The 12,002-nt window shown below is 70.2% G+C and carries 9 protein-coding genes; 3 read left to right on the top strand and 6 right to left on the bottom strand.

Annotated features, from left to right (window positions below; genetic code table 11):
• Positions 1-662: 662 nt before the first annotated feature.
• Positions 663-2,123, top strand: a complete 1,461-nt coding sequence (iscB, locus tag ACZ5VQ_RS19775) for an RNA-guided endonuclease IscB (protein ID WP_469106008.1) — start codon at positions 663-665, stop codon at positions 2,121-2,123.
• Between the two features lie 482 nt (positions 2,124-2,605).
• Positions 2,606-3,661, top strand: a complete 1,056-nt coding sequence (locus ACZ5VQ_RS19770) for an isopenicillin N synthase family dioxygenase (RefSeq protein WP_469106142.1) — start codon at positions 2,606-2,608, stop codon at positions 3,659-3,661.
• Positions 3,662-3,761: 100 nt separating this feature from the next.
• Here ACZ5VQ_RS19770 and ACZ5VQ_RS19765 read toward each other — a convergent pair whose 3' ends face one another.
• Positions 3,762-4,862: a citrate synthase 2 gene (locus ACZ5VQ_RS19765; RefSeq protein ID WP_469106007.1), complete on the bottom strand. Its 1,101-nt coding sequence runs from the start codon at positions 4,860-4,862 to the stop codon at positions 3,762-3,764.
• Between the two features lie 284 nt (positions 4,863-5,146).
• On the opposite strand from ACZ5VQ_RS19765, the gene pdxH reads away from it, so the two are divergent.
• Positions 5,147-5,830 carry a pyridoxamine 5'-phosphate oxidase gene (gene pdxH, locus ACZ5VQ_RS19760; protein ID WP_469106006.1) on the top strand — a complete coding sequence of 228 codons (684 nt, stop codon included), beginning with the start codon at positions 5,147-5,149 and terminating at the stop codon, positions 5,828-5,830.
• 12 nt (positions 5,831-5,842) lie between these two features.
• Here the strand turns inward: pdxH and ACZ5VQ_RS19755 are convergent, their stop codons facing one another.
• From ACZ5VQ_RS19755 to ACZ5VQ_RS19735, 5 genes are all read right to left on the bottom strand, one after another.
• A complete protein-coding gene (locus ACZ5VQ_RS19755; RefSeq protein WP_469106005.1) occupies positions 5,843-6,481 on the bottom strand; it encodes a TetR/AcrR family transcriptional regulator in 639 nt (212 codons plus the stop codon).
• Positions 6,469-7,203 carry an enoyl-CoA hydratase family protein gene (locus ACZ5VQ_RS19750; RefSeq protein ID WP_469106004.1) on the bottom strand — a complete coding sequence of 245 codons (735 nt, stop codon included), beginning with the start codon at positions 7,201-7,203 and terminating at the stop codon, positions 6,469-6,471. Before ACZ5VQ_RS19750 ends, ACZ5VQ_RS19755 begins: the two co-directional genes overlap by 13 nt.
• Positions 7,200-8,792, bottom strand: coding sequence for a 4-coumarate--CoA ligase family protein (locus tag ACZ5VQ_RS19745; protein ID WP_469106141.1), 1,593 nt, complete (start codon positions 8,790-8,792; stop codon positions 7,200-7,202). Before ACZ5VQ_RS19745 ends, ACZ5VQ_RS19750 begins: the two co-directional genes overlap by 4 nt.
• A 62-nt stretch (positions 8,793-8,854) precedes the next feature.
• On the bottom strand, positions 8,855-10,015 hold the full coding sequence (locus tag ACZ5VQ_RS19740) for an acyl-CoA dehydrogenase family protein (RefSeq protein WP_469106003.1): 1,161 nt from the start codon (positions 10,013-10,015) through the stop codon (positions 8,855-8,857).
• A gap of 108 nt (positions 10,016-10,123) precedes the next feature.
• The gene (locus tag ACZ5VQ_RS19735) at positions 10,124-11,998 is read right to left on the bottom strand and encodes an acetyl/propionyl/methylcrotonyl-CoA carboxylase subunit alpha (RefSeq protein ID WP_469106002.1); all 1,875 of its coding nucleotides are present in this window, start codon (positions 11,996-11,998) and stop codon (positions 10,124-10,126) included.
• Between the last annotated feature and the right edge of the window lie 4 nt (positions 11,999-12,002).

Raw genomic sequence — 12,002 nt, 5'->3', positions numbered from 1 at the left:
ACTCACTACGAATCACTCACTAGGAATCATTCAACTCGAACGTGACGCAGCCCACATCTGGTTCCCACAAGATTGAGGAAATCGTTGTGTGGGGCCCAGGCCGCCGAGGCTCGGAGGCCCGACATGGACGCAGCCGCACCGGACACCAGGATCCCCGACGGGAAAGTGCGGATCGGCGGGGTCCCAGGTCACAGCAGGCGCCGCCGGGTCGGCGTACATAACAGCAAGATCGGGTGGGCGTTCGAGGAATGGGACCGATTCGCACGGATGGGCGTTTCCGGAGGAGATCGGCTTCCTCGGGGCCCTTGATCGCTAGCGTCGTCTGCACACGCCGAAAGGAGGTCACTCGCTCCTCGGCCGCAAGCCGCAGCCTGTGCCTGTTACGCACAGGCCGAGTGACCAGCCCCAGTCATCACGATCCAAAGATCAGGGAGGTGCCCTCGATGACTACGTTTCCCGCAGGCGGGCAGACCCACCAGGCTGTGCTTCCTCAGCAGCCTGCTCTGGAATCCGTGGGAGCAGACACCCCTGGGAGCAGGGACGAAACGGCTCACGGACACCCCGCCACCGCGCGGGGCACCGGCAGGAAACATGGGCGAGGGGAGACCGACGGGCGCGGCACCGGACCCCGTCGGCGTCACGCCGAAACCAGCGCATCGGCGATGGAGACGGCAGAGAACGGGAGCGGTGACGTTCCCACACAGGGCCATACGTACGCCGGTGGCATCGGCGCGAGCAGGGTCTTCGTCCTCTCCAAGGACGGTCGGCCCCTCATGCCCTGCCATCCCGCCCGCGCACGCGAACTCCTCGGCAAAGGGCGGGCCGTGGTCGCCAGGCAGGTTCCCTTCACCATCCGGTTGAAGGACCGCACCCTCGCCGAGTCAGAGGTCGATGGCGTGCAGTTACGCATCGACCCCGGCTCCAAGGGCACGGGCCTCGCGCTCACCGACGAGAAGAAGGAAGCCGACGGGCAAGGGGGCACTGTCACCGTCCGGCGCGGGCTGATCTCAGTCGAACTCCAGCACCGGGGCGATCAGATCCGCATGTGCATGCAACAGCGCGCCGGATACCGGCGCAGACGACGGTCCGCCAACTGCCGCTACCGAGCACCCCGCTCGAACAACCGCACCCGCCCCGGAGGATGGCTGCCTCCTTCACTGCGCCACCGCGTCGACACCACCGCCTCCCTGACCAGGCGCATGTGCCGATACGCACCCGTCACCGAGATCCACATGGAACGCGTCGCCTTCGACACCCACGCCATGAGCGCAGGCAAGCCCCTCACCGGAGCCGAGCGGCAACAGGGCACGCTCGCCGGAACCGAAATCCGCTCCTACCTCCTCACCAAGTGGAACCACGCCTGTGCCTACTGCGACGCCACCGGCGTACCTCTGAACATCGACCATCTCCGGCCCCGGAGTCGTGGAGGCTCAGACCGCGTCTCGAACCTCGTCCTCGCCTGCGTTCCCTGCAACCAGGCCAAAGGAAGCACGCCCGTCGAAATCTCTCTGGCCCACCGACCCGACCGCCTCGCAAAGATCCTCCGACAGGTCAGGACACCGCTCCATGACGCCGCCGCCATGAACGCCACCCGATGGCAGCTCACAGAGGCCTTGGAAACCCTCGGGAGACCGGTCCACGCGTGGTCGGGCGGCCGTACCAAGTGGAACCGCACAGCCATGGGGCTGGGCAAGACCCACACCTTGGACGCCCTGTCCGTCGGGCGTCTGGATCACGAGAGCGGCGACGCGATCGTCCGGCTGCCGGTACAGGTCCTCATCGTCAAGGCCACTGGACGCGGCTCGTACGCCCGCACCACACCGGACCGGTTCGGGTTCCCTCGCCTTCGGCGGGCCCGCGCGAAACAGCATTTCGGGTACGTCACCGGGGATCTCGTACGGGCGAACATGCCGACCGGCAAGTGGGCAGGCACGTGGACGGGGCGGATCTCCGTACGAGCCAGAGGACAGCACAGCCTCGCGACGGCACAGGGCCGGATCAACGTTTCGCACTGGAACCTGCGGCTCGTGCAGCGGGGCGATGGATACGGGTACGCCGCCAGGCAAGAGCCCCTGCCGTCCCCATCGCGAAAACCGGTTGAGCGACGTGCGACCAGTTCCTAGAGTATGGCCATTCCGGAAAGGAGGTGGTTCGGCAGATGTATGAAAACCGGACAGGAGAGGTGGCTGCGGGCTAGCGGCCCGTCACCACATTCAGTGCGGTGCCGGACCAGCGCGTGAGATGAGCGTGCAGCCGGCCCAATCTCAAGCAGTCACCCGACCCGCGAGCTCGCCGGTAAGTCCGGCCGGCTCCCTCCTCGGAGGGAACCAGAGTTCGCGGGTCGTCTGCGTTTCGCAGGCTTGTGAGGTGGGGCACTGGCGCATTGGGCGAGCCGGAGTAGGCTTGCGCCATGCTTCCGATGCTCGTTCGACGCCGACACGTGGACTACGTGCGCGTCACGAGCATGGGCTGTCGGCGTTCCGCCTGACCTCAGCCCCCCTTTCTCTCTCCTTCACCTGGCACCTGCGGGCCCGCCCCACCCTCGGCGGCTGCCCCGGGCCCGTAAACCATGCGGACGCACACCATGACGAACCTGAACGTGGCGATGAACCCGTCGGATCAGCCGTATCAGTCCCATTCGCCTTCGCCGTATCAGCCGTATCAGCAGCTTCCGATCATCGATCTTTCCGCGGCCGATCGTGGGCCGCAGGCGCGTGCGCTGCTGCACGCGCAGTTGCACAGTGCCGCGCACGACGTGGGGTTCTTCCAACTCGTGGGGCACGGGGTGGGGGAAGGCGAGACAGCCGCTCTGCTCGGCGCGATGCGTCGGTTCTTCGCGCTTCCGGAGGCGGACCGGCTCGCGATCGACAACGTCAACTCGCCTCACTTCCGCGGCTATACGCGGACCGGTGACGAGCGCACGGGTGGCAGCCAGGACTGGCGCGACCAGGTCGACATCGGGGCGGAACGGCCCGCGCGGACCCCCGGTCCCGGTGAGCCCGCGTACTGGTGGCTGGAGGGGCCCAACCAGTGGCCCGCCGCGCTGCCGGAGCTGCGTACCGCCGCGCTGGCGTGGATCGACCGGCTCAGCTCCGTCGCGGCGCGGCTTCTTCGCGAGCTGCTCACCGCCATCGGCGCGCCCGCCGGTTTCTACGAGCCCGTGTTCGGCGAGCGTGCCCATCCCCATCTGAAGCTGGTCCGGTATCCCGGCAGTGCGGGGGACGGCGCCGGTCAGGGCGTCGGGGCGCACAAGGACTACGGGTTCCTGACGCTGCTGTTGCAGGACCAGGTCGGCGGGTTGCAGGTGCAGCGCGAGGACGGGCTGTTCCATGACGTGCCGCCGGTCCCGGGGGCGTTCGTGGTGAACCTGGGGGAGCTGCTCGAAGTCGCCACCGACGGGTATCTCGTCGCCACCAACCACCGGGTGTTCAGTCCGCCGGGCGACAGTGAGCGGTTCTCCGTTCCCTTCTTCTACAACCCCCGGCTCGACGCCCGGATCGAGCCGCTGCCCTTCCCGTACGCCTCCGCCGCACCCGGGGTGACGAGCGACCCGGCGAACCCGCTCTTCGCGGAGTACGGGCGGAACGAGCTGAAGGGCAAGCTGCGGGCGCATCCGCTGGTCGCGGCCCGCCATCACGCGGAGCTGCTGGTCCCCGCGTGACCCGGCTGAGACGGGTGACCCGCGTGAGACGGGTGTGGCGGCTCCCCATGGAGAGCCGCCACATGGGCCCAGCACACATGGGCCCAGCACGCATGAGAAATCAGTGGGCGATGTCCTCGTAGCCCTCGATCTCGCGCGGGTTGCGGGTGCCCGGTCCCACATAGCGTGCGGAGGGTCGTACGAGCCGGCCCGTGCGCTTCTGTTCCAGGATGTGCGCGGACCAGCCGGCGGTGCGGGCGCAGGTGAACATCGAGGTGAACATGTGGGCCGGGACCTCGGCGAAGTCCAGGACGATGGCGGCCCAGAACTCGACGTTCGTGGCGAGGACGCGGTCCGGGCGGCGGGCGTGGAGCTCCGCCAGAGCCGCCTTCTCCAGGGCCTCGGCGACCTCGAAGCGGGGGGCGCCGAGTTCGCGGGCGGTGCGGCGCAGGACGCGTGCGCGGGGGTCCTCGGCGCGGTACACGCGGTGGCCGAAGCCCATCAGCCGCTCGCCCTTGTCGAGGGCCTGCCGGACGTAGGCGTCGGCGTCGCCGGTGCGCTCGATCTCCTCGATCATGCCGAGGACGCGGGAGGGGGCGCCGCCGTGCAGCGGGCCGGACATGGCGCCGACGGCACCCGAGAGGGCCGCCGCCACGTCGGCGCCGGTGGAGGCGATGACGCGGGCCGTGAAGGTGGACGCGTTCATGCCGTGCTCCGCGGCGGACGTCCAGTACGCGTCGACGGCCGCGACGTGCTTGGGGTCGGGCTCGCCGCGCCAGCGGATCATGAAGCGTTCGACGACGGACCGGGCCTTGTCGATCTCGCGCTGCGGGACCATGGGCAGGCCCGGGCCGCGGGCGGACTGGGCGACGTACGAGAGGGCCATGACGGCGGCGCGAGCGAGGTCCGCGCGGGCCTGCTGCTCGTCGATGTCGAGGAGGGGGCGCAGGCCCCACACGGGTGCCAGCATGGCGAGCGCGGACTGGACGTCCACGCGGATGTCACCGGAGTGGACGGGGATCGGGAACGGCTCGGCGGGCGGCAGGCCGGGGTTGAAGGCTCCGTCGACGAGCAGCCCCCAGACGTTGCCGAAGGAGACGTGGCCGACCAGATCCTCGATGTCGACGCCCCGGTACCGCAGGGCGCCGCCCTCCTTGTCCGGTTCGGCGATCTCCGTCTCGAAAGCGACGACTCCTTCGAGCCCGGGTACGAAGTCGGACATCAGGCGGCTCCTCATGATGTGTGCGACAGATGGTTTGTGGGGTGTGCGAGGGTGCTCGTGACCATATGTCTGTGATGGGTGGTGGCCGTCCGGTTCCGCGGTCGCCTCGTGGACTCGCGGTCCGTACGTCACCCCGGTGATGCCCCGTCCGGATGGCGGTCACCCAACCGTTTCGGAAGCAGGACGATATCCCTTGGTGTCACCTTTGGGGAGAGTACGCGGCACTGAGTGCCATGGCGTGATGAAGGCCACGCCCGCCGGGAGCCCCTCTGCCGCCGTTCGGAATGCGGCAGGATGACCGCGTGACCGACCGTGAACCCGTCCTCGACCCGGCGTTGATGCGCAAGCACTACCGGGCCGAGGGAATCGACGAGACAGAGCTGGCCGACCACCCGATGGAGCAGTTCGGGCGCTGGTTCGCCCTGGCCGCGAGGGACGGCCTGCTGTACGAGCCGAACGCCATGGTCGTCTCCACCGCGGACGCCGAGGGACGGACCAGCTCCCGCACGGTCCTCATGAAGCAGTACGACGAGCAGGGATTCGTCTTCTTCACCAACTACGAGTCCCGCAAGGCGCGCGACCTCGCCGCCAACCCGTACGTCTCCCTGCTCTTCCCGTGGCACGCGATGGCCCGGCAGGTCATCGTCAGCGGGACGGCCCGGCGCACGGGCCGCGACGAGACGGCCGCGTACTTCCGCACCCGTCCGCACGGCTCGCAGCTCGGCGCCTGGACCAGCACCCAGTCCGCGGTGATCTCATCCCGTGCCGAACTGGACTCCGCGTACGCCGAACTGGCCGCGCGCTACCCCGAGGGCGAGCAGGTCCCGGTCCCCCCGAACTGGGGCGGCTTCCGCGTCGCTCCTCAGACGGTCGAGTTCTGGCAGGGCCGCGAGAACCGCCTCCACGACCGCCTGCGCTATGTGGTCCGGGAGGACGGGTCGTGGCGGGTGGAGCGACTCAGTCCGTGAGGGCGGGAGCCCTCAGCCCAGCACCCCGTCGAGGATCTTCGACCACTGGGCGACCACTCGTTCGCGGCGGGCCTTGTCGTCCGTGAGGAGGTTGGCCAGGCCCAGGCCCCGGGACATGTCGAGGAGGCCCTGGACGGTTTCCCGGGCGCCGGGGCGGGTTTCGTCGGCGTTCAGGAGTTCCACGGCTATGCGGTGGGTCTCGCGGCCGACGTGGGCCTCCAACTCCGTTACGCGGGGGCGTAGTTGGTCCTCGTTGGAGGCGGCCACCCAGAGGTGGAGGGCGGCGCGGAAGAGGGGGCCCGTGTAGAGGTCGACGAGGGCGGCGACGACCGTGTGGCGGTCCGTGGGTCCGTCGGGGAACAGGTCGCGCAGGGCGGTGGAGCGTTCTTCGGCGACGTACTCGACGGCTGCCGTGAAGAGGTCCTCGCGGGTCGGGAAGTGGTGCTGGGCGGCGCCCCGGGAGACGCCGGCGCGTTCGGCGACGACGGAGACCGTGGAGCCGGCCCAGCCGTGTTCGGCGAGGCAGGCGACCGCGGCTTCGAGGAGGCGCTGCCGGGTGGCCCGGCTGCGGTCCTGCTTGGGTACGCGCTCGGCCGGCGGCGCGCCGTTCAGCACGCCGCCGGTCGTCGCGCCGCCGTTCACCACACCCATGAGGGATCCCGTCGTTCGAGGAAGGCCGTCATTCCCTCGCGGGCCTGCGCGGAGGAGAACAGCCGGGCCGAGAGCGCGGTGAGGTCGGCCGCGTCCCGGTCGAAGGTGTCCAGCACCTTAGCCGTGAGCAGCCGTTTCGTCTCGGCCAGTCCGTCCGGGGAGGCCCGACGCAGTCCGTCGAGCACGGGCGCGAGTACGTCGTCGGCGTCCTCGCCCGCCGCCGTGACGAGGCCGATCCGGGCGGCCTCGTCCGCGTCGAACCTCTCCCCGGTGAGGTAGTAACGGGCCACCGCGCGCGGGTCGAGCCGCGGCAGCAGGGGCAGCGAGATCACGGCCGGGGCGACCCCGATGCGTACCTCCGTGAAGGCGAACGTGGCCTCCTGGGAGGCGACGGCGATGTCGCAGGCGCCGAGCAGTCCGAGGCCGCCCGCGCGCACATGTCCTGTGACGCGGGCGACGACGGGTTTGGGCAGTTCGACGATCTGGCGCAGCAGGGCGACCAGGACGTCGGGGTCGGGAGGGTCGCGCAGGTCCGCGCCCGCGCTGAAGGTGTTGCCGGTGTGGGTGAGGACGACGGCGCGTACGTCACCGTCCTTGCCGCACTCCGTGAGCGCGTCCGCCAGCTCCCCCACGAGTCGGGCGGAGAGGGCGTTGCGCCGCTCGGGCGCGTCGAGCGCGAGGGTGGTGATCCCGCGCTCGTGCGCCCGCCGTACCACCGTCATGCGCGCTCCCTCAGTTCCCTCAGCTCCCGCAGTTCCCGCAGTTCCCGGCGCAGGATCTTGCCGGAGGCCGCCCTGGGCACGCCTTCGATGAAGACGACCTGCCTGATCTTCTTGTACGGGGCGACGCGCTCGGCGACGTACCCCATCACGTCGTCCTCGGTGAGGTCCTCCGCGGCCGGCTGGCGCACCACGTACGCGTGCGGCCTTTCGTTGTTGTCGCTGTCGTAGACGCCGATGACGGCGGCGTCGGCGATGCCGGGGTGCGTGAGCAGAAGGGCCTCCAGTTCGGCGGGGGCCACCTGGAAGCCCTTGTACTTGATCAGTTCCTTGACGCGGTCGACGACGTACAGCCAGCCGCCCGCGTCGACGTGCCCGACGTCCCCGGTGTGCAGCCAGCCGTCCTCGTCGATCATGGCGGCGGTCGCCTCGGGGCGGCCGAGGTAGCCCTTCATGACCTGTGGTCCGCGGATGACGATCTCGCCGCGCTCGTCGACGCCGACGTCCTTGCCGGGGTCGTCGAGGGAGACGATCCGCATCTCGGTGCCGGGGATGAGTTTTCCGACGCTTCCGGGAGGCGGGTTAGCGGAGTCCCGGGGCACGACGTGCGTACCGGGCGAGAGTTCCGTCATGCCGTACGCCTGGCCGACCGGCGGCAGTCCCAGCCTGCGCGAACAGGCCTCCGCCAGTTCGGCGTCCAGGGGCGCGGCCGCGCTGATGATGTACTCCAGGGACGACAGGTCGTAGCCCTCGACGGCCGGGTGCTTGGCGAGGGCGAGGACGATCGGCGGGGCCACGTACAGGCCGGTGATGCGGTGTTTCTCGATGGCCGCGAGGAACGTCTCCAGGTCGAAGCGCGGCAGTACGACGACGGTGGCGCCCTGCCTGAGCGGCGCGTTCATGAGGGCCGTGAGCCCGTAGATGTGGAAGAACGGCAGGACGGCGAGGATGCGGTCGCCGGGGCCCATCGGCATGGTGGGCGACAGCTGGGCGAGGTTGGTGGCGATGTTCCGGTGGGTGAGCATCACGCCCTTGGGGATGCCGGTCGTCCCGGAGGAGTACGGGAGGGCCGCCACGTCCTCCACCGGGTCGATGTCGATCTGCGGCTCGGGGGCCGTGGAGCCCAGCATGTCGAGCAGCGAGCGGTGCCCGGGTGCCTGGTCGCAGACGAAGATCTCCCGTACGCCGCCCGCGAGTTCGGCCGCCGTACGGGCCGTGTCCAGGAGCGGTGACACGGTGACGATCCACTCGGCCCTGCAGTCCCGCAGCTGCTTGGCGAACTCCTCGGGCGTGGCGAGCGGATGCACGGTCGTGACCGAAGCCCCCGCGCGCGTGGCGGCGAAGAACGCCACGGGGAAGGCGACGGTGTTGGGGCTGTGCAGCGCCAGCACGTCCCCCTTGCCGACCCCGAGGTCGGCGAGCGCGGCGGCGACCCGCCGGTGGAACGTGTCGAGTTGGGCGTAGGTGAGGGCCATCCCGTCCACGCCGTCGATCAGCGCGGGTGTGTCGCCCCGGGAGGCGGCGCGGCCCAGCACCGCCTCGTGGATGGGTTCTTCGACGGCGGGGACGTCTTCGTACTCGCTGCGGAACACCATGGCGGGCCCTTTCAGGAGTCGAACCGGAGGCTCGGCCGGAAGCTGTAGGGGAGATAGTGCTAGTAGGACTTCGGCAGGCCCAGGGTCTGGTGCGAGACGTAGTTGAGGATCATCTCCCTGCTGACGGGCGCGATCCGGGCCACCCGGGATGCCGTGATGAGGGACGCGAGGCCGAACTCGCCCGTCAGGCCGTTGCCGCCGAGGGTGTGCACGGACTGGTCGACCGCTTTCACACAGGCTTCGGCGGCCGCGTACTTGGCCATGTTGGCGGCCTCTCCGGCTCCCGCGTCGTCCCCGGAGTCGTACAGGAAGGCCGCCTTCTGCATCATCAGGCGGGCGAGTTCGAGTTCGATGTGTGCCTGCGCCAGGGGGTGCGCGATCGCCTGGTGGGCGCCGATCGGGTCCCTCCAGACGGTACGTTCGCGGGCGTAGGTGATGGCCCTGGAGAGGGCGTAGCGGCCCATGCCGATCGCGAAGGCGGCGGTCATGATGCGCTCGGGGTTGAGGCCCGCGAAGAGCTGGAGCAGGCCCGCGTCCTCGTCTCCGACGAGTGCGTCGGCGGGCAGGCGTACGTCGTCGAGGGTGAGTTCGAACTGCTTCTCCGCGCCGTGCAGTTCCATGTCGATCTGCCGCCGCTCGAAGCCGGGGGCGTCGCGGGGGACGATGAACAGGCAGGGCTTGAGCTTGCCCGTACGGGCGTCCTCCGCGCGGCCGACGATGAGCGTGGCGTCCGCGATGTCCACGCCGGAGATGAAGACCTTGCGGCCCGTGAGGATCCAGTCGGTTCCGTCCCGGCGGGCGGTCGTGGTGATGCGGTGGCTGTTGGAGCCGGCGTCGGGTTCGGTGATGCCGAAGGCCATGGTGCGGGTTCCGTCGGCCAGGGCCGGGAGCCAGTCCTGTTTCTGGGCTTCTGTGCCGAAGCGGGCGATCACTGTGCCGCAGATGGCCGGGGAGACGACCATCATGAGGAGGGGGCAGCCCGCGGCTCCCAACTCCTCAAGGACGATGGAGAGTTCGGCGATGCCGCCGCCTCCGCCTCCGAATTCCTCGGGGAGGTTGACGCCGAGGTAGCCGAGCTTGGCCGCCTCTGACCAGAGTTCGTCGGGGTGGGCGCCCGCCGCGACGACCTTGGTGAGGTATTCGCGGCCGTAGCGGTTGCCGAGGGCGGCCACGGCTGCTCGGAGGGCCTTGTGTTCGTCCGTTTCGAGGACGGTTGTCATTGGGGGCTCCTCAGGGGGAGGGGTGTTCTGTTGTGTGGAGGGTGCGGGTTCGTTGTGGCTGGTCGCGCCCACGCGGCGGAACCGCATGATCGACCCGGCCCCGCGCCCCTATCGGGGCGCCTCTTGCTGGACGACCGCCAGCAGCGCGCCCACCTCGACCTGCTGCCCCGGAGTCGCGTGCAGGGCCGTCAGCGTGCCTGTCGCCGGGGCTGTGATCTTGTGTTCCATCTTCATCGCCTCCAGCCAGATGAGGGGGTCTCCGGCCTGTACGGCGGAGCCGGTGGTGAGGCCGTCGGCGATTCGGGCGACCGTGCCGGGCATGGGGGCCAGGAGGGAGCCGGGGGACTGTTGGGCGGTGGGGTCCGGGAAGCGGGGCAGGGCGGTGAGCGCGGTGGTGTTCACGTAGACGCGGTCGTCGTCGTGGCGGGTGACGTCGAACTTCCGGCGTACGCCGTCGATTTCGAGTACGACGAGATCCGCGGCGGCGCTCAGCACGCGGACACCGTCGGCCGTCAGGCCCTCGCGGGTGTGCCGGTACTGAACCTCGTGTTCGCCGTGCGCCGAGGCGTAGCGCTTGGTCTGGGGCTGGGAGGGCAGGTTGCGCCAGCCGCCGAACCGGGAGCGGCCGTGGGCGTCCGCGAGGGCGGCGGCCAACGGGGCGTACGGGTCCGGGGCGGCCGTGGTGAGGGCGGCCAGGTGGCGGTCGTAGAAGGACGTGTCCATGCGGGCCGTCGTGAACTCCTCGTGGCGCAGGGAGCGTACGAGGAGGTCGCGATTGGTGACCGGGCCGTGGATCGTGGCCCGCTCAAGGGCTCCGGCCAGCCGGCGGATCGCCTCCGCGCGCGTGGGGGCGTACGCGACGGCCTTGGCGAGCATGGCGTCGTAGTGGACGCCGATCGTGTCGCCGTCCTCGTAGCCGGTGTCCAGGCGGATGCCGGGTACGGAGAGGCGGTGCAGGGTGCCGGTCTGCGGGGCCCAGTTCTGGGCGGGGTCCTCGGCGTAGAGGCGGGCCTCGACCGCGTGGCCGGACGACTGCGGTGGTTCGCCGTCCAGGCGCGCTCCCTCGGCGACGCTCAGCTGCAGGGCGACCAGGTCAATGCCGAACACCGCCTCCGTCACCGGGTGTTCGACCTGGAGGCGGGTGTTCATCTCCAGGAAGTGGACGTCGTCCCCGGAGACCAGGAACTCGACGGTGCCCGCACCCGCGTAGGTGATCGTGCGGGCGGCGGCCGTCGCCGCGGAGTGCAGGCGCTCCTCGACACCGGGGGCGAGGGCCGGCGCGGGTGCCTCCTCGATCACCTTCTGGTGGCGGCGCTGGAGGGAGCAGTCGCGGGTGCCGTACGCCCACACGGCGCCGTGCGTGTCGGCGACGATCTGCACCTCGACATGGCGTCCGTGCTCGACGTACGGCTCGACGAAGACCGTGCCGTCCCCGAAGGCGCTCAGCGCCTCGGCCGACGCGGCCTCCAACTCGCCCTTGAGATCGGCGAGTTCGCGGACGATCCGCATGCCGCGGCCGCCGCCGCCCGACGCCGCCTTCACCAGGACCGGCAGATCGGCCTCGGTCACCGCGTCTGGATCCAGGGGCGCGAGCAACGGCACCCCGGCGGCCGCCATCAGCTCCTTGGCACGGGTCTTGGAGGCCATCGCCTCGATCGCCTCGGGCGGCGGGCCGATCCAGACCAGGCCCGCGTCGAGGACGGCCCGCGCGAAGTCGGCGTTCTCGGACAGGAAGCCGTACCCGGGGTGCACCGCCTCCGCGCCCGCCGTCAGCGCGGCCTTCACGATCAGTTCGCCGCGCAGATACGTCTCGGTGGGCGTCGATCCCGGCAGGCGTACCGCGGTGTCGGCCACGCGCGCGTGGAGGGCGTTTTCGTCCGCGTCCGAGTACACGGCGACGGTTCGGATTCCCAACTCACGGCAGGTTCGGAAGACTCGGCAGGCGATCTCGCCCCGGTTGGCGACCAGCACACTCGAAATCATGGGA

The sequence above is a fragment of the Streptomyces sp. NPDC033178 genome (assembly GCF_055577685.1).
The sequence above is the reverse complement of the archived record's forward strand: the minus strand, read 5'-3'. Positions and strand labels throughout refer to the sequence as shown.

Excerpts from the sequence above, each read along its gene's own strand:
- iscB (WP_469106008.1), top strand. The coding sequence starts at position 663 with ATGGAGACGGCAGAGAACGGGAGCGGTGACGTTCCCACACAGGGCCAT.
- ACZ5VQ_RS19770 (WP_469106142.1), top strand. The coding sequence starts at position 2,606 with ATGAACCCGTCGGATCAGCCGTATCAGTCCCATTCGCCTTCGCCGTAT.
- ACZ5VQ_RS19765 (WP_469106007.1), bottom strand. The coding sequence starts at position 4,862 with ATGTCCGACTTCGTACCCGGGCTCGAAGGAGTCGTCGCTTTCGAGACG.
- ACZ5VQ_RS19750 (WP_469106004.1), bottom strand. The coding sequence starts at position 7,203 with ATGACGGTGGTACGGCGGGCGCACGAGCGCGGGATCACCACCCTCGCG.
- ACZ5VQ_RS19755 (WP_469106005.1), bottom strand. The coding sequence starts at position 6,481 with ATGGGTGTGGTGAACGGCGGCGCGACGACCGGCGGCGTGCTGAACGGC.
- ACZ5VQ_RS19735 (WP_469106002.1), bottom strand. The coding sequence starts at position 11,998 with ATGATTTCGAGTGTGCTGGTCGCCAACCGGGGCGAGATCGCCTGCCGA.
- ACZ5VQ_RS19740 (WP_469106003.1), bottom strand. The coding sequence starts at position 10,015 with ATGACAACCGTCCTCGAAACGGACGAACACAAGGCCCTCCGAGCAGCC.
- pdxH (WP_469106006.1), top strand. The coding sequence starts at position 5,147 with ATGCGGCAGGATGACCGCGTGACCGACCGTGAACCCGTCCTCGACCCG.